This window comes from Streptomyces sp. Edi2, from assembly GCF_040253635.1.
GTDB lineage: Bacteria > Actinomycetota > Actinomycetes > Streptomycetales > Streptomycetaceae > Streptomyces.
Genome location: NZ_JBEJGX010000003.1, coordinates 2,082,286 through 2,101,145, shown reverse-complemented (window position 1 = coordinate 2,101,145; position 18,860 = coordinate 2,082,286). Strand labels below are relative to the sequence as shown.

Here is an 18,860-nt window from a genome sequence, read left to right as displayed (position 1 = left end):
CGCCCTGCTGCCGGTAACTCGGGCTGGTCACCCCGATGGTGACGCCGCGCCGGGCGAACGACAGCCGGAACCATTCCCGCAACGCCGCCTTCTGCCGCCGGCAGGGAACCGCCTGCCCTGGCGGCCAAGCCGCCCTCGGCAAGGTGCAGCACGCCTTCGACCGGCTGGGCGTCAACTCCGGTTCAACTCCGGTTCATACGTGGCCGGTTGACCCCACTACGACAGCCCGCGGGGCCAGATCGAACGCCGGCCCACCCGTCGAGACCCGGATCCAGTGGTCCTCCGGCGATGGCCACAGGCATGTGATCCACGGATATGACACGGATCGCCACTGGGTGTACCGGTGTGATCCACGGTCGGCCAACAAACGCTACAACTGCGGCGTTTTCGACTACCACGTGAACGGCAGCTCCTTCTCCTGGACACACTCCCGGTACCGGAGAGGAGCCTGAGGGCATGACGAAGCGCACCGCCGTCCGCACCGCCCTTCGCGCCGTCGCCACCGGCACGTCCCTCACGGCCCTCTTCGGCCTCACCCCGCACCTCGCCCTGGCCGCACCCGCCCCCGTGCCCCGGACCCCGGCCCCCGCCCCGGCGAGCGTCACCGCCGCCCGCGCGGCGGCCGCCGCCCCCGCGACCCTGGATGCCCTCGCCCGGTTCTTCGCGACCGGACGCAAGCGCGGCGGCGGGCGCGCCGCGGCCCCCGGCACCGCGCAGGCCGCACCGCACCTCGAGGGCGCCGCCGTCCCCGTCTACGTCCTGTCACCGGACTTCGTCCGCGGTCGGCCCGGAGCCCCCGTCGCCCGCCTGGAGTTCTTCGCCCACAAGGCCGTCGCGGGCGACGGCCGCACGGCTTCGGTGCGGACCGCACGGCGGGGCGCGGCCTGGAAGGTCGTCACCATCGCCACCGGCGACGACGAGACCCGCTACACCGCGGCCGGGGCCGCGCGGGCGAAGGGCGGCACGGTCTTCCACGAGCCGCGGACCGACGCCTGGTACGTGCAGCACGGCGACCGGATCGAGCCACTGGACCCGGACGCCCGCCAGGCCGTCGGCGCACGCGGGACCACCGTCGCCGCCTACCGGGAACGGGTGGCGCGGGCTTACGAGGACAAGCTCCCCGGCTCCGCGCAGGAGCGGCGCGGCGAGGGTGGCTACGGGCCGGTGGCCGCGGCCCCGGACCAGGACCGGGAGCCCCGCGCCGCGCGGCCCGTCACGGCGGGTGCCTTCGCGGGCGACAGCCTGCCGGTGACCGCCGCCACGAGCGTGGCGGGCACCGCCGCCCTGCTCGCGCTGGGGCTGTCCGCCTCGGCGGCACTGCGCAGGCGGCGCAGCGCCTGACCGGGCCGCGGAGGGGGAGGGCCGGGGAACGGGGAGAGCCGGGGTGCGGAGTGGGCCTGGGAACGGTGATTGTCGGTCCCGGTCAGTAGGGTGGTGTGCATGGCAGACCCCAGCAGCTATCGACCCAAGCCGGGACAGATCCCCGACTCGCCGGGGGTCTATAAGTTCCGCGACGAACACGGCCGGGTCATCTACGTCGGCAAGGCCAAGAGCCTGCGCCAGCGCCTGGCCAACTACTTCCAGGACCTGGCCGGCCTCCATCCGCGTACGCGCACGATGGTCACCACCGCGGCCTCCGTGGAGTGGACCGTCGTCTCCACCGAGGTCGAGGCGCTTCAGCTCGAATACAGCTGGATCAAGGAGTTCGACCCGCGCTTCAACGTCAAGTACCGCGACGACAAGAGCTATCCGTACCTCGCGGTGACCCTCAACGAGGAGTTCCCGCGCGTCCAGGTCATGCGCGGCGCCAAGAAGAAGGGCGTGCGCTACTTCGGTCCGTACGGCCACGCCTGGGCCATCCGCGAGACCGTCGACCTGATGCTGCGGGTCTTCCCGGTGCGGACGTGCTCCGCCGGCGTCTTCAAACGCTCCGCCCAGATCGGCCGCCCCTGTCTGCTCGGCTACATCGGCAAGTGCTCGGCACCCTGCGTCGGACGGGTCTCCGCCGAGGAACACCGCGAACTCGCCGAGGAGTTCTGCGACTTCATGGCCGGCCGGACCGGCGCCTACCTCCGCCGCCTGGAGCGCGGGATGCAGGAGGCCGCCGAGGAGATGGAGTACGAACGCGCCGCCCGGCTGCGTGATGACATAGGGGCGCTCAAACGGGCCATGGAGAAGAGCGCCGTGGTGCTCGCCGACGCCACCGACGCCGACCTGATCGCCCTCGCCGAGGACGAACTCGAAGCCGCCGTCCAGATCTTCCACGTCCGCGGCGGCCGGGTGCGCGGCCAGCGAGGCTGGGTGACGGACAAGGTCGAGGCCGTCACCACCAGCGGTCTCGTCGAGCACGCCCTCCAGCAGTTGTACGGCGAGGAGCGGGGCGACGCCGTCCCCAAGGAGGTCCTGGTCCCGGCGCTCCCCGAGCCCGTCGAGCCGATCGCGCAGTGGCTCTCCGAGCGCCGCGGCTCCCAGGTCTCGCTGCGCATCCCGCAGCGCGGCGACAAGAAGGACCTGATGGTCACGGTCGGCCGCAACGCCCAGCAGGCCCTGGCGCTGCACAAGACTAAGCGCGCCTCCGACCTCACCACCCGCTCCCGCGCCCTGGAGGAGATCGCCGAGGCCCTGGGGCTGGATGCGGTGCCGCTGCGCATCGAGTGCTTCGACATCTCCCACCTTCAGGGCGATGACGTGGTCGCCTCGATGGTGGTCTTCGAGGACGGTCTCGCCCGGAAGAGCGAATACCGCCGCTTCCAGATCAAGACCTTCCAGGGCCAGGACGATGTCCGGTCCATGCACGAGGTCATCGGCCGCCGCTTCAAGCGCTATCTCCAGGAGAAGCAGAAGTCCGGTGAGTGGACGGAGGAGCCGCCCGGCGACGCCCGCGTGGACGACAACGGCATCACGGCCGGCACCGGGGTCACCGCCGGCACCGGAGCCACGGACCGTGCCGGAGTCACGGACGCCTCCGGAGTCACGGACGGCACCGGCCGCATCACCACCGGCATCACCACCGGCCCCGGCATCACCACCGGCCCTGGCATCACCACCGGCGCCCTCACGCCGCCCCCCGACGAGCCGGAGCCGGACCCCATGGCCGGCCGGCCGACCGACGAGGACGGCCGCCCCAAGCGCTTCGCCTACCCGCCCCAGCTCGTGGTCGTCGACGGCGGCGCCCCGCAGGTCGCGGCCGCCCGCCGGGCGCTGGACGAGCTCGGCATCGACGATGTCGCCGTGTGCGGCCTGGCCAAGCGGCTCGAAGAGGTCTGGCTGCCCGAGGACGACGACCCGGTCGTGCTGCCGCGCAGCAGCGAAGGCCTCTACCTCCTCCAGCGCGTCCGCGACGAGGCGCACCGCTTCGCGATCACCTATCAGCGCAGCAAGCGCGGCAAGCGGCTGAAGGCCTCGCCGCTCGACGCCGTCGCCGGCCTCGGCGACACCCGCCGCCAGGCGCTGCTCAAGCACTTCGGCTCGGTGAAGAAGCTGCGGGCCGCGACCGTCGACGAGATCTGCGAGGTCCCGGGCGTCGGGCGCAAGACCGCGGAGACGGTCGCCGCGGCGCTGGCAGGGGCGGCACCGTCCGCCCCCGCGGTGAACACCGCCACAGGAGAGATCATGGAAGATGACGGGGCCCCACCGGCCGCGTTGTCGGCAGAACGGGGGCAGGAACGATGAGTACACCGCACGAAGCGCAGGAAACCGAGAGAGACGGTGCACAGGTGAGCACGGGCACGACCGACCAGGGCGAGAGCGCCGCGATCCCCGAGTTGGTGATCATCTCCGGGATGTCCGGCGCCGGCCGCAGTACGGCCGCGAAGTGTCTGGAGGACCTCGGCTGGTTCGTCGTCGACAACATCCCGCCCGAGCTGATCGCGCCGATGGTCGAGCTGGGCGCCCGCTCGCAGGGGAATGTCGCCCGGATCGCGGTCGTCGTCGACGTCCGCGGCCGCCGCTTCTTCGCCAACCTCAAGGAGTCGCTGGCCACCCTCGACGCGCAGAACGTCAAGCGCCGCATCGTCTTCCTGGAGTCCTCCGACGAGGCCCTGGTGCGCCGCTTCGAGTCGGTGCGCCGCCCGCACCCGCTTCAGGGCGACGGCCGGATCGTCGACGGCATCGTGGCCGAGCGGGATCTGCTGCGCGAACTGCGCGGCGACGCCGACCTGGTCATCGACACCTCCAGCCTCAACGTCCACGAACTCCGCGCCAAGATGGACGCCCAGTTCGCCGGCGAAGAGGTCCCCGAGCTGCGTGCCACGGTCATGTCCTTCGGCTTCAAGTACGGCCTGCCGGTCGACGCCGACATGGTCATCGACTGCCGCTTCATCCCCAACCCGCACTGGGTCCCCGAGCTGCGCCCCTTCACCGGTCTCAACGACGAGGTCTCCAGCTACGTCTTCAGCCAGCCGGGCTCCAAGGAGTTCCTGGACGGCTATGCCGAGCTGCTGCGGATCGTCGCCGAGGGCTACCGCCGTGAGGGCAAGCGCTATGTGACCATCGCCGTGGGCTGCACGGGCGGCAAGCACCGCAGCGTCGCGATGTCCGAGAAGCTTGGCCGCAGGCTGGTCTCCGAAGGGGTGGAAACCGTCATCGTCCACCGGGATATGGGGCGCGAGTGAGCGGGCGCGCGCCGCGGCTGCGCAAGGTCCGGCGCTTCGTCCCCAGCGGCCGTATGACGAAGGGGGCCACCCCCAAGGTGGTGGCACTGGGCGGCGGCATGGGCCTGTCCGCCTCACTCACCGCGCTGCGCCGGATCACCGGTGACCTGACCGCCGTCGTCACGGTCGCCGACGACGGCGGCTCCAGCGGGCGCCTCCGTGACGAGCTGGGCGTCCTGCCGCCCGGCGACCTGCGCAAGGCGCTGGCCGCGCTGTGCGGCGACGACGACTGGGGCCAGACCTGGTCCCGGGTGATCCAGCACCGCTTCACGAGCGAGGGCGAGCTGCACGACCACGCGGTCGGCAATCTGCTGATCGTCGCGCTGTGGGAGCAGCTGGGCGACCATGTCCAGGCGCTCGACCTGGTGGGCAGACTGCTCGGCGCGCACGGCCGGGTGCTGCCCATGTCGGCGGTGCCCCTGGAACTCCAGGCCCAGGTCAAGGGCCATGACGAGGACAGGCCGGACGCGATCACCACGGTCCGCGGCCAGGCCACCGTCGCGCTCACCCGCGGCGAGGTGCAGTCCGTCCATGTGGTCCCCGAGGACCCGCCGGCCGTCCCCGAGGCGGTCGCCGCCGTACGTGACGCCGATTGGGTGGTGCTCGGTCCGGGCTCCTGGTTCTCCTCCGTGATCCCGCATCTGCTGGTGCCTGAGCTGCGCGAGGCCCTGGAGGAGACCAAGGCCCGAAAGGTCCTTTCGCTCAACCTTGCGCCCCAACCGGGCGAAACCGATGGCTTCTCCCCGCAGCGTCATTTGGAGGTTTTGGCCCGACACGCCCCTAAACTCGCCTTCGACGTGGTGCTGGCCGACAAGGCCGCCGTGCCCGACATCGAAGGTCTGACGGTTGCCGCGAAGCAGCTGGTCGGCAGCGAGGTCGAGCTGGCGGCGGTCGCCGCACAAGGAGACGACGCCCGGTCGAGCGCCGGGGGAGCCCCCGACCGGCACGACCCGGAGCTGCTGGCAGCCGCGTACGACCGTATTTTTCGGATGCATGGAAGGATCGGCCCATGGCGATGACGGCAGCGGTGAAGGATGAAATCTCCCGGCTCCCCGTCACCCGGACCTGCTGCCGGAAGTCGGAGGTCTCGTCGATCCTGCGGTTTGCGGGCGGTCTGCACCTGGTCAGCGGGCGCATCGTGATCGAGGCGGAGCTGGATACGGGCATCGCGGCCCGGCGGCTGCGCAAGGACATCCTGGAGATCTTCGGGCACAGCTCCGACCTGGTGGTGATGGCCCCCGGCGGCCTGCGGCGCGGCAGCCGCTACGTCGTACGGGTCGTGGCCGGCGGCGACCAGCTGGCGCGCCAGACCGGCCTGGTCGACGGCCGCGGCCGCCCGATCCGCGGGCTGCCACCCCAGGTGGTCTCCGGCGCGACCTGCGACGCCGAGGCGGCCTGGCGCGGCGCCTTCCTGGCCCACGGCTCGCTGACCGAGCCCGGCCGCTCCTCGTCCCTGGAGGTCACCTGTCCCGGACCCGAGGCGGCGCTCGCGCTGGTCGGCGCCGCCCGCCGGCTCGGCATCGGCGCCAAGGCCCGTGAGGTACGCGGCGTGGACCGCGTCGTCGTCCGTGACGGTGATGCGATCGGCGCGCTGCTGACGCGGCTCGGCGCCCATGAGTCGGTGCTGGCGTGGGAGGAGCGGCGGATGCGCCGCGAGGTGCGGGCCACCGCCAACCGTCTCGCCAACTTCGACGACGCCAACCTCCGCCGCTCGGCCCGCGCCGCGGTCGCCGCGGGCGCCCGGGTCCAGCGGGCCCTGGAGATCCTGGGCGAGGAGGTCCCCGAGCACCTTGCGGCGGCCGGCCGTCTGCGCATGGAGCACAAGCAGGCCTCCCTGGAGGAGCTGGGTGCCCTCGCGGACCCGCCGCTGACCAAGGACGCCGTCGCCGGCCGGATCCGCCGGCTGCTGGCGATGGCCGACAAGCGGGCCCAGGACCTGGGCATCCCCGGCACCGAGTCCAACCTCACCGAGGAACTCGCCGAGGGCATGGTGGGCTGAAACGGAGCCCGGTCCTCCCTCGTCTACGCCCCCGGCGCCCGTATTGGGCGCCGGGGGCGCCGCTGTGTGCAGGGGCGCCGCGGGGGCGCGTAAAGGCGGACGTCAGAGGGGCTGGAGGGCGCTCACTTGAGCACCTTTCGGCGTCGATGTCAATGTCACGTACGTCTCTTGCAGGGGGTAGGGTCGGAGGCGGTCGGGGACATCCCATACAGCTCGCCGGTAACTGCGCCGGCGTACCAACGAGGAGATCGGTTCGTGACGATCCGCGTAGGCATCAACGGATTCGGCCGCATTGGTCGCAACTACTTCCGCGCGCTCCTGGAGCAGGGTGCGGACATCGAGATCGTCGGTGTCAACGACCTGACCGACAACGCCACCCTGGTTCACCTGCTGAAGTACGACACCATCCTGGGTCGTCTCAAGCAGCCCGTCAGCCACACCGACGACAGCATCACGGTCGGCAACCAGACCTTCAAGACGATGGCCGAGCGCGACCCGGCCAACCTCCCGTGGGCCGAGCTCGGCGCCGACATCGTCATCGAGTCGACCGGCATCTTCACCAAGAAGGCCGACGCCGAGAAGCACCTCGCGGCCGGCGCCAAGAAGGTCCTGATCTCCGCGCCCGCCAAGGGCGAGGACATCACCATCGTGATGGGCGTCAACCAGGACAAGTACGACGCCGCTCAGCACCACGTCATCTCCAACGCCTCCTGCACCACCAACTGTGTGGCGCCGATGGCGAAGGTTCTCGACGAGAACTTCGGCATCGTCAAGGGCATGATGACCACGGTCCACGCCTACACCAACGACCAGCGCATCCTGGACTTCCCGCACAGCGACCTGCGCCGCGCCCGCGCCGCCGCGGAGAACATCATCCCGACCTCGACGGGCGCCGCCAAGGCCACCGCCCTGGTCCTCCCGCAGCTCAAGGGCAAGCTGGACGGCATCGCCATGCGCGTGCCCGTCCCCACCGGCTCGGTCACCGACCTGGTCCTGGAGCTCGACCGCGAGGTCACCAGGGAAGAGATCAACACCGCCTTCCAGAAGGCCGCCGAGGGGCAGCTCAAGGGTGTCCTCGAGTACACCGAGGACCCGATCGTCTCCTCGGACATCGTGAACTTCCCGGCCTCCTGCACCTTCGACTCCCAGCTGACCATGTCGCAGGGCAAGCAGGTCAAGGTCGTCGGCTGGTACGACAACGAGTGGGGCTACTCCAACCGCCTGGTGGACCTGACCACCTTCGTCGGCGGCCAGCTCTGATCCCTGGCTGACACCCGGGACACCGAGATGTGGGGACGGGGCTCGTGTGACGCGATGAGGCGTCGCACGAGCCCCGTTCCGCGACCGACCGACCCATGTGATGGAGTCATTCCTCATGAAGACGATCGACGACCTCCAGGTGGACGGTAAGCGGGTCTTTGTCCGCGCCGACCTGAATGTGCCGCTGGACGGCACCACCATCACCGACGACGGCCGGATCCGCGCCGTCGCCCCGACGATCGCCAAGCTCGTCGAGCGCGGCGCCAAGGTGATCGTCGCCTCCCACCTGGGCCGTCCCAAGGGCGCCCCGGACCCGGCCTTCTCGCTGGCCCCCGCCGCCGAGCGCCTCGGGGAAATCCTCGGGCAGACCGTGGCGTTCGCGACCGACACGGTCGGTGAGTCCGCCGCGTCCGTGACGGCCGCGCTGGCCAACGGCCAGGTGGCCGTGCTGGAGAACCTTCGCTTCAACGCCGGCGAGACCAGCAAGGACGACGCCGAGCGCGCCGCCTTCGCCGACCGTCTCGCCGCCCTCGCGGACCTGTACGTGGGCGACGGATTCGGTGCCGTGCACCGCAAGCACGCCTCCGTCTACGACCTGCCCCGGCGCCTTCCGCACGCCGTCGGCGATCTGATCGCCGCCGAGCTGCGCGTCCTGAAGAAGCTCACCGAGGACGTCAAGCGCCCCTACGCCGTCGTGCTCGGCGGCGCCAAGGTCTCCGACAAGCTCGCCGTCATCGACCAGCTGATCGAGAAGGCCGACCGCATCCTGGTCGGCGGCGGCATGGCGTACACCTTCCTCAAGGCCAAGGGCCACGAGGTCGGCATCTCGCTGCTCCAGGAGGACCAGGTCCCGGCCTGCCTGGAGTACCTGGCGCGGGCCGAGAAGCGCGGTGTGGAGTTCGTCCTCCCCGTCGACGTCCTGGTGTCGTCCGAGTTCCCTGACCTGAAGACCAAGGCCCCGGCCCACCCCGAGACCGTCGCCGCGGACGCCATCCCGGCCGACAAGGAGGGCCTGGACATCGGCCCGAAGACCCGCGAGCTCTACGCCGCGAAGCTCGCCGACGCGGCCACTGTCTTCTGGAACGGCCCGATGGGCGTCTTCGAGCACCCCGACTACGCCGGCGGCACCGCGGCCGTCGCGAAGGGGCTGCTGGACTCGGACGCCTTCACCGTCGTCGGTGGCGGTGATTCGGCCGCCGCCGTTCGCCAGCTGGGCTTCGACGAGAATGCATTCGGCCATATTTCGACCGGCGGCGGCGCCAGCCTCGAATACCTCGAAGGCAAGACGCTGCCCGGCCTCGCCGCTCTGGAGGACTGAACAACGTGACTGACCGCACCCCGCTGATGGCGGGCAACTGGAAGATGAACCTCAACCACCTCGAGGCCATCGCCCACGTCCAGAAGCTCGCCTTCGCCCTTGCCGACAAGGACTTCGACGCCGTAGAGGTCGCGGTCCTGCCGCCCTTCACCGACCTGCGTTCGGTGCAGACGCTGGTCGACGGCGACAAGCTCAAGATCAAGTACGGCGCCCAGGACATCTCCGCGCACGACTCCGGTGCCTACACCGGTGAGATCTCCGGCTCGATGCTGTCCAAGCTCAAGTGCGCGTACGTGGCCGTCGGCCACAGCGAGCGCCGCCAGTACCACGGCGAGAACGAAGAGATCTGCAACGCCAAGGTCAAGGCCGCCTTCAAGAACGGGATCACCCCGATCCTGTGCGTCGGCGAGGGCCTGGACGTGCGCAAGGCCGGCAACCAGGTCGCGCACACCCTCGCCCAGGTCGACGGCGGCCTGGCGGACGTCCCGGCCGAGCAGGCCGAGACGATCGTGATCGCCTACGAGCCGGTGTGGGCCATCGGCACCGGCGAGGTCGCCACTCCCGAGGACGCGCAGGAGGTGTGCGGTGCCATCCGCGGCCGCCTCGCCGAGCTCTACAGCCAGGAGCTGGCCGACAAGGTCCGCATCCAGTACGGCGGCTCGGTCAAGTCCGGCAATGTCGCCGCGATCATGGCGCAGCCCGACGTCGACGGCGCGCTGATCGGCGGCGCGGCGCTGGACGCGGACGAGTTTGTGAAGATCGTCCGCTTCCGCGACCAGTAGCAGCTATGACGAGGGGGAGCCCTCGTCGTACCCTGTCGGGGCCGGGACCGGTGCAGCAGCACCGTCCCCGGCCCCGCACCATTTGTTACCGATATCGTGATCCTTACTTCCGTCCGTCAGTCCTAGAGAGTTGGTCCAGCCGTGGTCATCGGGTTCTCGATCGCCCTCATCGTCTTCAGCCTGCTGCTGATGATGCTGGTGCTCATGCACAAGGGGAAGGGCGGCGGCCTGTCCGACATGTTCGGTGGCGGCATGCAGTCCTCGGTCGGTGGCTCCTCGGTCGCCGAGCGGAACCTCGACCGCATCACCATCGTGATCGGTCTGCTGTGGTTCGCCTGCATCGTCGTGCTCGGCATCCTGATGAAGCTCGGCAACTGACAATGCGTCGGAGGCGCGGCCTATCATGAGGGAGGCGTCCTCGGACGGGTAACTCCAGCCACTGGACGCGCGTTGGGCCTTACGTAGACTGGGGCGTTCCGCAGCCCAGCTGCTGCGAGAGGCTGTGCAGCACCATGACGCAGGGAGTTACAACCGTGGCAAGTGGCAACGCGATCCGAGGAAGTCGGGTCGGGGCGGGGCCGATGGGGGAGGCCGAGCGCGGCGAGTCCGCGCCGCGCACCCGCATCTCCTTCTGGTGCTCCAACGGGCACGAGACGCAGCCCAGCTTCGCCGGCGACGCGCAGGTTCCTGACACCTGGGACTGCCCGCGCTGTGGTTTCCCGGCAGGCAAGGACCGGGACAGCCCGCCGGACCCGCCGCGCACCGAGCCCTACAAGACCCACCTCGCCTACGTCCGGGAGCGCCGCAGCGACGCCGACGGTGAGGCGATCCTCGCGGAGGCGCTTGCCAAGCTCCGCGGTGAAATCTGACGGACCAGCTCATCTCGGTCGGCCCGGCCGGAGGGGACGCACCCCCTCCGGCCGGGCCGACCGCGTTGGTAGGCCTTCGCGAGGCGCGCCCGTTCCGGGCCCGGTCCGCGCCCGGACCACGTCCGTTCTGCGACCGGCCGCACGCACCTGCCACCTGCCGCACCGGCGCACCGGCCGCATCTGAGGCAGCGGATGGGGAAGTTGCCCGAGGGCCACTGTCAGTGGTCGCCCGTACCGTTTTCCGTAGGCGCATGAAGCGAACGGGGGACGGGGCGGGATGGCACGCAGGAAAGCAAGCGCGGACGCGGTCACGGGGACGGGGACGGGCAGGGGAACGGGCGCGGCGAGGGGCACAAAGGGGGACACGAAGGGGGACGCGGACAGCGGCCGTGCGGCAGGAGCCGGCGCGCTCGCCCGGGGCGGTGGTTTCGGCCGGCTGTGCGGCGCCGCCGCCGTCTCCCGCTTCGGTGACGCCCTGCGCGGCACGGCGCTGCCGCTGCTCGCCTACACCCTGACCGGTTCCCCGCTGCTGATCTCGCTCGTCACCGCCTGCGGCTTCGTTCCCTGGCTGCTCTTCGGGCTGGTGGGCGGCGCGGTGGCGGACCGTTTGGACCAGCGGCGGGCGATGTGGGCGGTCGATGTGCTGCGCGGGCTGCTGATGGCCGGCTTCGCCCTGGCCGTGGCGCTCGACCGGGTGGGGATCGGGCTGCTGCTCGCGCTCTCCTTCGCGCTCACCACCCTCCAGACGCTCTTCGACAACGCCGCCACGGCCCTGCTGCCCACGGTGGTGCCCCAGGAGAAGCTGGGGCTCGCCAACGCACGCTTGATGACCTGTCAGGAGGTGGCCGGGCGGTTCATCGGCGGGCCGCTCGCTCCGGTGCTCATCGCGCTCGGCGCCGCGCTCCCGTTCCTGGCCGACGCGGTCACCTACTTCCTTGCTGCCGCTCTCGTCGCCTCCCTGCGCACCGGCCCGCCGGCCGCCCGTCCGGCCGTCGCGGGACGCACCCTGCGGCACGACATCGCCGAGGGAATACGGCAGTTGTGGCGCGACCGGGTGCTGCGTGCCCTCTGCCTGTCGGTGGCGCTGGGCAATATCGGCCTCGGCGCGCTGGTCGCGACCCTGGTGGTGGTCGTCAAGAGGTGGCTGGGCGCCGGGGATTTCGGCTATGCGCTCGTGACGACCGGGTACGGCATCGGGATGGTGCTGGGCGGCCTCCTCGCGCGGCGGGCGATCGCCGCGGCCGGGGGCGGCGGCCCCGCCCTGCTGGTCGCCGGAGTGCTCCAGACCGTGATGCTGGTGGGCCTCGGGACGCTGCGCTCACCGGCCGCCGCGGCCCTCTTCCTGGGCCTGTTCGGCTTCGCCTCCATGGTGATCAACGTCCTGGAAGCCACCGTCGTACAACAGCGCAGCCCGGCCGGGATGCTCGGCAGGATCAGCGCCGCGTTCCGCACCGTCTCCGTCGCCGGCACACCGCTCGGCGCGCTCCTCGGCGGCGCGGTCGCCGGGCTGTACGGTCCCCGCAGCCCGGCGCTGCTGGCCGCAGCCCTGCTGGCCCTGGGCGCCGTCGCGCTGATACCTGTTCTTCAGGCCCCCGACACCCCCTGATCCGGCGGTGGACAGATACCTTCCCCCACCCTCGGCTTCGCTCGAGTGGGAGTGCCCCCACCGCGCGCTGATCAATTAGGTTGGGAGACGGCGGGGCCGGTACGAGATGAAGAAGGCTGATGTCCGAGATGAACGCAGAAGGCCGCAGCAGGCTCGATCAGTTGCCTGAGTGGACCGCGCTGAGCAAGCACCGGGAGCAGCTGGCGCAGGTGCATCTGCGCGAGCTGTTCGAGCGGGATCCGGGACGCGCCGAGCGCTACACCCTCCAGGTCGGCGATCTGCACCTGGACTACTCCAAGCATCTGGTCACCGACGAGACGCTGGGGCTGCTGCGCGACCTGGCCGCGGCGCGGGGCGTGGCCGAGCTGCGGGACGCGATGTTCCGCGGGGAGAAGATCAATATCACCGAGCGGCGCTCCGTCCTGCACGTCGCGCTGCGCGCCCCCGCCTCCGAGGCCATCAAGAGCGACGGCGAGAACGTCGTCCCCGGGGTGCACCACGTCCTGACGAGGATGGGGACCTTCGCCGACCGGATCCGCTCCGGCGACTGGAAGGGCCACACCGGCAAGCGCATCAAGACCGTCGTCAACATCGGTATCGGCGGCTCGGACCTGGGCCCGGCGATGGCGTACGAGGCGCTGCGCGCCTTCACCCACCGGGACATGCAGTTCCGCTTCGTCTCCAATGTGGACGGCGCCGACCTGCATGAGGCGGTCCGCGATCTGGACCCGGCCGAGACGCTGTTCATCGTCGCCTCGAAGACCTTCACCACCATCGAGACCATCACCAACGCCACCTCGGCGCGCGACTGGCTGCTGACCGGTCTCGGTGCCGGGACGGAGGCCGTCGCCAAGCACTTCGTGGCGGTGTCGACCAACGCCGGCAAGGTCGCGGAGTTCGGCATCGACACGGACAACATGTTCGAGTTCTGGGACTGGGTCGGCGGCCGCTACTCCTACGACTCCGCCATCGGACTGTCGCTGATGGTCGCGATCGGACCGGAGCACTTCCGCGAGATGCTGGCCGGCTTCCACCTCGTCGACGAGCACTTCCGCAGCGCCCCGCCGGAGGAGAACGCACCGCTGCTGATGGGTCTGCTCGGCATCTGGTACGGCAACTTCTGGGACGCCCAGTCGCATGCCGTGCTGCCTTACAGCCACTACCTCTCCAAGTTCACCGCCTATCTGCAGCAGCTGGACATGGAGTCCAACGGCAAGTCCGTGGACCGCGAGGGCCACCGGGTCGGCTGGCAGACCGGCCCCGTCGTCTGGGGCACGCCCGGCACGAACGGCCAGCACGCCTACTACCAGCTGCTCCATCAGGGCACGAAGATGATCCCGGCCGACTTCATCGGTTTCGCCCGGCCGGTCGACGATCTGCCGCCGGGCCTGGTCGCCCAGCACGACCTGCTGATGGCCAACCTGTTCGCCCAGGGCCAGGCGCTGGCCTTCGGCAAGACGCCCGAGGAGGTGCGTGCCGAGGGCGTGGCCGAGGAACTTGTGCCGCACAAGACCTTCCCGGGCAACCGGCCCACCACCACCGTCCTGGCCGGTGAACTCAGCCCGTCCGTGCTGGGTCAGTTGATCGCGCTCTACGAGCACAAGGTGTTCGTCCAGGGCGCGGTCTGGAACATCGACTCCTTCGACCAGTGGGGCGTGGAGCTGGGCAAGGTCCTGGCCAAGCGCGTCGAACCGGCCCTGACGGAGGGCGCCGAGGTGCCGGGCCTCGATGCCTCCACGGCCGGCCTGGTCGCCAAGTACCGGGAGCTGCGCGGGCGTTGATGGCCAAGATCACCGGGATCACCGGAGCCGCCGGGATCACCGGCGGCTCCGCCCGGTGACCACGGCGATGCCTAAGGCCCCGCACCCCCTCTTCGGGGTGCGGGGCCTTAGGCATCGGCTCCTGCTGGGCGTTCAGGCCGACGCCGGCGGGTAGAGGCCACGCGGCAGTTGAGCCGCCGCCGCCCCGTCCAGCAGCCACAGGGTCCGGCTGCGGCCCCGTGCGCCGGCCGCCGGAGCCTGGACCTCTCCGGCGCCGGAGAGCGCGATGGCCGCGGCGTTGGCCTTGTCCTCACCGGCCGCCAGCAGCCAGACCTCCCGTGCCGCGCGGATCGCGGGCAGGGTCAGCGAGGTGCGGGTGGGCGGCGGCTTGGGGGCGCCGTGCACCCCCACCACCGTCCGTTCCTGCTCGTGGACGGCAGGCAGCTCGGGGAAGAGCGAGGCCACATGGGTGTCCGGGCCGACACCCAGCAGCAGGACGTCGAAGGAGGGCACCGGCCCGTGGTCCTCGGGGCCTGCCGCGGCGGCCAGTTCGGCCGCGTACGCCTCGGCGGCGGCGTCGGCATCATTGCCGTACGGGCCGTCCGACGGGGGCATGGGGTGCACCCGGGCCGGGTCCAGCGGGACGCTGTCCAGCAGCACCTGCCGGGCCTGGGTGTAGTTGCGCTCCGGATCGCCGTCCGGCAGGAACCGCTCGTCGCCCCACCACAGGTCGAGCCGGGACCAGTCCACGGCGTCGCGGGCGGGCGCCTCGGCGAGGGCCGCGAGCAGCCCGTTGCCGTTGCGCCCGCCGGTCAGGACGACGGAGGCGAAGCCGCGGGCGGCCTGGGCATCCACGATCTTCGTGATCAGCCGGGCCGCCGCGGCCTTGGCCATCAGCTCCTTGTCGCGGTGGACGACGACCTGAGGAGCGCTCACTTGGCGGCTGCCTTCTTGGCCGCCTTCTTCGCCGCGGGCTTGGCCGGCGCGTCCTTGCCGGCGTCCGGCTCCCCGCCGGCCGGCCGGCCGTCCGTGCCGTCACCGATCCGGTCCACGCCGTACTTCAGGGCGGCGGCGTAGATCTCGTCCGGGTCGAGCCGGCGCAGCTCCTCGGCCAGCAGCTCGGCGGTGTCCCGCCGCTTGAGCGCCACCGCGCGGTCGGGCTGGCCGTGCATCGAAAGCGTGGCCAGCGAGCCGTCCGGGCGGTCCAGCACGATCGCGCCGGTGCTGGACTCCATCCGTGCGGCCGTCAGACCCGGGCCGCCGGACACCTTGCGGGTGACCGGGACCTGCAGCCGGTCGGCCAGCCACATGGCGAGCAGTTCGCAGCTGGGGTTGAACTCCTCGCCGGTGACCTCGGCCGAGGTCACCGTGCACGGGGCCTGGTCGAGCGCCGCCGCCAGCATCGAGCGCCAGGGCGTGATGCGGGCCCAGGCCAGATCGGTGTCGCCGGGGGTGTAGGTGTCCGCGCGCGCCGCCAGCTCCGCGATGGGCTCCTCGGCGGCGTAGGCATCGGTCACCCGGCGCTGGGCCAGCGCGCCGAGCGGGTCCTTGGCCGGGTCCAGCGGGGCGTTCACCGCCCACCAGACCACGACCGGTGCATCCGGCAGCAGCAGCGGGAGCACCACCGACTGGGCGTGGTCGATCACATCGCCGTAGAGCCGGAGTATGACCGTCTCGCCGGTGCCGGCGTCCGTGCCGAGCCGCACCTCGGCGTCGAGGCGGGCCTTGGCGCGGTCGCGCGGCGACCGGCTGACCCGCTTGATGACGACGAGGGTGCGCGAGGGGTGCTCACGCGAGGCGTCGTTGGCCGCCTTCAGCGCGTCGTAGGCGTTCTCCTCGTCGGTGACGATGACGAGGGTGAGCACCATGCCTATGGCCGGGGTGCCGATCGCGCGGCGTCCCTCGACCAGCGCCTTGTTGATCTTGCTGGACGTGGTTTCCGTCAAATCGATCTTCATGGCCGACGCCAGCTCCGTCCGTCTCGTGCGAGCATTTCGTCCGCCTCGGCGGGGCCCCAGCTGCCCGCCGGGTACTGCGCGGGCCTGCCGTGCTTGTCCCAGTACTCCTCGATCGGGTCGAGGATCCGCCAGGACTGCTCCACCTCCTCCACACGAGGGAAGAGGTTGGCGTCGCCGAGCAGCACATCGAGGATCAGCCGCTCGTACGCCTCGGGGCTGGACTCCGTGAAGGACTCGCCGTAGGCGAAGTCCATCGACACGTCCCGTACCTCCATCGAGGTGCCCGGGACCTTGGAGCCGAACCTGACGGTCACGCCCTCGTCCGGCTGCACCCGGATGACCAGGGCGTTCTGCCCCAGTTCCTCGGTGGCGGTGCGGTCGAAGGGGGAGTGCGGGGCACGCTGGAAGACCACCGCGATCTCGGTGACCCGCCGGCCGAGACGCTTGCCGGTGCGCAGGTAGAAGGGGACGCCCGCCCAGCGGCGGTTGTCGATCGACAGCTTGATCGCGGCGTAGGTGTCGGTCTTCGACTTGGGGTCGATGCCGTCTTCCTGGAGGTAGCCGACGGCCTTCTCGCCGCCCTGCCAGCCCTCCGCGTACTGCGCGCGGACCGTCTCCTTGCCGAGGTCCTTGGGCAGCCGGACCGCGCCCAGCACCTTGGTCTTCTCCGCGACCAGCGCATCCGCCTCGAAGGAGGCGGGCTCCTCCATGGTGGTCAGCGCGAGCAGCTGGAGGAGGTGGTTCTGGATGACGTCACGGGCGGCGCCGATGCCGTCGTAGTAGCCGGCCCGGCCGCCGATGCCGATGTCCTCGGCCATCGTGATCTGGACGTGGTCGACATAGCTGCGGTTCCACAGCGGCTCGAACATCGTGTTGGCGAACCGCAGCGCCAGGATGTTCTGGACCGTCTCCTTGCCCAGGTAGTGGTCGATCCGGAAGACCTCGTGGGGCGGGAAGACCTCATGGACGATCCGGTTGAGTTCCTGGGCGCTCTTCAGGTTGTGACCGAAGGGCTTCTCGATGACCGCGCGCCGCCACGAGCCCTCCTTCTGGTCGGCCAGCCCGTGCTTCTTCAGCTGCTGGACGACCTTGGGGAAGAACTTCGGCGGCACGGACAGGTAGAAGGCGAAGTTGCCGCCGGTGCCCTGGGCCTTGTCGAGCTCGTTTATCGTCTCCTTCAGCGTCTCGAAGGCATCGTCGTCGTCGAAGTTGCCCTGGACGAAGCGGCAGCCCTGGACCAGCTGCTGCCAGACCTCCTCGCGGAACGGCGTACGCGAGTGCTCCTTGACCGCCGCGTACACCTCCTGCGCGAAGTCCTCGTGTTCCCACTCCCGGCGGGCGAACCCGACGAGCGAGAAACCCGGTGGCAGCAGACCGCGGTTGGCCAGGTCGTAGACGGCGGGCATCAGCTTTTTACGGGACAAATCGCCCGTGACGCCAAAGATCACCAGGCCCGACGGCCCCGCGATACGCGGGAGCCGTCGGTCCAGGGCGTCACGAAGCGGGTTGGCTCCGTGTGCATCAGACAAGGGAGATCAGCCCTCCGTGGGAGCGAGGCGCTTGAGCTCCGCCTCCGTGGACTTGAGCAGGTCGTTCCAGGACGCCTCGAACTTCTCCACGCCCTCGTCCTCCAGGACCTGTACGACCTCGTCGTACGAGATCCCGAGCTTTTCGATGGCCGCCAGGTCGGCCTTGGCGGCGTCGTACCTCCCGCGCACCGTGTCACCGGTGATCCCGCCGTGGTCGGCGGTGGCCTCCAGGGTGGCCTCGGGCATGGTGTTGACCGTGCCCGGAGCGACCAGTTCGTCGACGTACAGGGTGTCCTTGAAGGCCGGGTCCTTGACGCCGGTCGAGGCCCACAGCGGACGCTGCTTGTTGGCGCCGGCCTTGTCGAGGGCGGCCCAGCGCTCCGAGGAGAAGACCTCCTCGTACGCCTGGTAGGCCAGCCGGGCGTTGGCCAGCGCGGCCTTGCCCTTGAGGGCCTTGGCCTCGTCCGTGCCCAGCTTCTCCAGGCGCTTGTCGATCTCGGTGTCCACCCGGGACACGAAGAACGACGCGACCGAACGGATCAGGGACAGGTCCAGGCCCGCGGCCTTGGCCTTCTCCAGGCCCGCCAGGTAGGCGTCCATGACCTCGCGGTAGCGCTCCAGCGAGAAGATCAGGGTGACATTGACGCTGATGCCCAGGCCGATGACCTCGGTGATCGCCGGGAGGCCCGCCTTGGTGGCCGGGATCTTGATCAGTGTGTTGGGGCGGTCCACCAGCCAGGCCAGCTGCTTGGCCTCGGCGATGGTCGGGACGGTGTGGTGCGCCAGGCGCGGGTCCACCTCGATGGAGACCCGGCCGTCCTGGCCGCCGGTGGCGTCGAAGACCGGGCGCAGGATGTCGGCGGCGTCGCGGACGTCCGCCGTCGTGATCATGCGGATGGCTTCCTCGACGGTGACCTTGCGGGCGGCGAGGTCGGCGAGCTGCTGCTCGTAGCCGTCGCCCGAGGAGATCGCCTTCTGGAAGATCGACGGGTTCGTCGTGACACCGACGACATGCTGCTGGTCGATCAGCTCGGCGAGGTTGCCGGACGTGATGCGCTTGCGCGACAGGTCGTCCAGCCAGATCGCGACGCCTTCGTCGGAGAGGCGCTTGAGTGCGTCTGTCATGG

At 70.6% G+C, this 18,860-nt stretch carries 16 protein-coding genes; 12 read left to right on the top strand and 4 right to left on the bottom strand.

Going from position 1 to position 18,860, the window contains the following annotated elements; genetic code table 11:
• Positions 1–456 precede the first annotated feature (456 nt).
• The 12 genes from ABR737_RS12750 (at position 457) to pgi (ending at position 14,267) form a co-directional block, all read left to right on the top strand.
• Entirely contained in the window at positions 457–1,341 is an 885-nt protein-coding gene (locus ABR737_RS12750) for a hypothetical protein (protein WP_350250294.1), read from the top strand.
• A gap of 99 nt (positions 1,342–1,440) precedes the next feature.
• Complete coding sequence (uvrC, locus tag ABR737_RS12745) at positions 1,441–3,672, top strand: excinuclease ABC subunit UvrC (protein WP_350250293.1); 2,232 nt, start codon at positions 1,441–1,443, stop codon at positions 3,670–3,672.
• Entirely contained in the window at positions 3,669–4,613 is a 945-nt protein-coding gene (rapZ, locus tag ABR737_RS12740) for an RNase adapter RapZ (RefSeq protein WP_350250292.1), read from the top strand. Before uvrC ends, rapZ begins: the two co-directional genes overlap by 4 nt.
• Positions 4,610–5,671 carry a gluconeogenesis factor YvcK family protein gene (locus tag ABR737_RS12735; protein ID WP_350250291.1) on the top strand — a complete coding sequence of 354 codons (1,062 nt, stop codon included), beginning with the start codon at positions 4,610–4,612 and terminating at the stop codon, positions 5,669–5,671. Before rapZ ends, ABR737_RS12735 begins: the two co-directional genes overlap by 4 nt.
• A complete protein-coding gene (whiA, locus tag ABR737_RS12730; RefSeq protein ID WP_018091880.1) occupies positions 5,662–6,651 on the top strand; it encodes a DNA-binding protein WhiA in 990 nt (329 codons plus the stop codon). Before ABR737_RS12735 ends, whiA begins: the two co-directional genes overlap by 10 nt.
• Before the next feature lie 255 nt (positions 6,652–6,906).
• Positions 6,907–7,911, top strand: a complete 1,005-nt coding sequence (gene gap / locus ABR737_RS12725; RefSeq protein ID WP_350250290.1) for a type I glyceraldehyde-3-phosphate dehydrogenase — start codon at positions 6,907–6,909, stop codon at positions 7,909–7,911.
• A gap of 115 nt (positions 7,912–8,026) precedes the next feature.
• Positions 8,027–9,229, top strand: coding sequence for a phosphoglycerate kinase (locus ABR737_RS12720; protein WP_350250289.1), 1,203 nt, complete (start codon positions 8,027–8,029; stop codon positions 9,227–9,229).
• Positions 9,230–9,234: 5 nt separating this feature from the next.
• The gene (gene tpiA / locus ABR737_RS12715) at positions 9,235–10,011 is read left to right on the top strand and encodes a triose-phosphate isomerase (RefSeq protein WP_350250288.1); all 777 of its coding nucleotides are present in this window, start codon (positions 9,235–9,237) and stop codon (positions 10,009–10,011) included.
• Positions 10,012–10,152: 141 nt separating this feature from the next.
• Positions 10,153–10,389, top strand: coding sequence for a preprotein translocase subunit SecG (gene secG / locus ABR737_RS12710; protein ID WP_006606295.1), 237 nt, complete (start codon positions 10,153–10,155; stop codon positions 10,387–10,389).
• Between the two features lie 155 nt (positions 10,390–10,544).
• Positions 10,545–10,880 carry an RNA polymerase-binding protein RbpA gene (locus ABR737_RS12705; protein WP_006606296.1) on the top strand — a complete coding sequence of 112 codons (336 nt, stop codon included), beginning with the start codon at positions 10,545–10,547 and terminating at the stop codon, positions 10,878–10,880.
• Positions 10,881–11,157: 277 nt separating this feature from the next.
• Positions 11,158–12,486, top strand: a complete 1,329-nt coding sequence (locus tag ABR737_RS12700; RefSeq protein ID WP_350250287.1) for an MFS transporter — start codon at positions 11,158–11,160, stop codon at positions 12,484–12,486.
• Positions 12,487–12,614: 128 nt separating this feature from the next.
• On the top strand, positions 12,615–14,267 hold the full coding sequence (gene pgi / locus ABR737_RS12695) for a glucose-6-phosphate isomerase (RefSeq protein WP_350256765.1): 1,653 nt from the start codon (positions 12,615–12,617) through the stop codon (positions 14,265–14,267).
• A gap of 132 nt (positions 14,268–14,399) precedes the next feature.
• Here the strand turns inward: pgi and pgl are convergent, their stop codons facing one another.
• Genes pgl through tal form a run of 4 tightly spaced genes read right to left on the bottom strand, consistent with a single transcriptional unit; the run spans position 14,400 to position 18,858 of the window.
• A complete protein-coding gene (pgl, locus tag ABR737_RS12690) occupies positions 14,400–15,182 on the bottom strand; it encodes a 6-phosphogluconolactonase (protein ID WP_350250286.1) in 783 nt (260 codons plus the stop codon).
• Positions 15,179–16,204 (bottom strand): glucose-6-phosphate dehydrogenase assembly protein OpcA, encoded by a 1,026-nt coding sequence (gene opcA, locus ABR737_RS12685; RefSeq protein WP_350250285.1) that lies wholly within the window; start codon positions 16,202–16,204, stop codon positions 15,179–15,181. Before opcA ends, pgl begins: the two co-directional genes overlap by 4 nt.
• The gene (gene zwf / locus ABR737_RS12680; protein ID WP_350250284.1) at positions 16,201–17,733 is read right to left on the bottom strand and encodes a glucose-6-phosphate dehydrogenase; all 1,533 of its coding nucleotides are present in this window, start codon (positions 17,731–17,733) and stop codon (positions 16,201–16,203) included. Before zwf ends, opcA begins: the two co-directional genes overlap by 4 nt.
• A 6-nt stretch (positions 17,734–17,739) precedes the next feature.
• Complete coding sequence (gene tal, locus ABR737_RS12675) at positions 17,740–18,858, bottom strand: transaldolase (RefSeq protein ID WP_350250283.1); 1,119 nt, start codon at positions 18,856–18,858, stop codon at positions 17,740–17,742.
• Positions 18,859–18,860: the final 2 nt, after the last annotated feature.

What these genes read in the sequence shown, in the direction of transcription:
- ABR737_RS12750 (WP_350250294.1), top strand. Translation starts at nt 457, where the DNA reads ATGACGAAGCGCACCGCCGTCCGCACCGCCCTTCGCGCCGTCGCCACC.
- uvrC (WP_350250293.1), top strand. Translation starts at nt 1,441, where the DNA reads ATGGCAGACCCCAGCAGCTATCGACCCAAGCCGGGACAGATCCCCGAC.
- rapZ (WP_350250292.1), top strand. Translation starts at nt 3,669, where the DNA reads ATGAGTACACCGCACGAAGCGCAGGAAACCGAGAGAGACGGTGCACAG.
- whiA (WP_018091880.1), top strand. Translation starts at nt 5,662, where the DNA reads ATGGCGATGACGGCAGCGGTGAAGGATGAAATCTCCCGGCTCCCCGTC.
- ABR737_RS12720 (WP_350250289.1), top strand. Translation starts at nt 8,027, where the DNA reads ATGAAGACGATCGACGACCTCCAGGTGGACGGTAAGCGGGTCTTTGTC.
- ABR737_RS12700 (WP_350250287.1), top strand. Translation starts at nt 11,158, where the DNA reads ATGGCACGCAGGAAAGCAAGCGCGGACGCGGTCACGGGGACGGGGACG.
- pgi (WP_350256765.1), top strand. Translation starts at nt 12,615, where the DNA reads ATGAACGCAGAAGGCCGCAGCAGGCTCGATCAGTTGCCTGAGTGGACC.
- opcA (WP_350250285.1), bottom strand. Translation starts at nt 16,204, where the DNA reads ATGAAGATCGATTTGACGGAAACCACGTCCAGCAAGATCAACAAGGCG.
- tal (WP_350250283.1), bottom strand. Translation starts at nt 18,858, where the DNA reads ATGACAGACGCACTCAAGCGCCTCTCCGACGAAGGCGTCGCGATCTGG.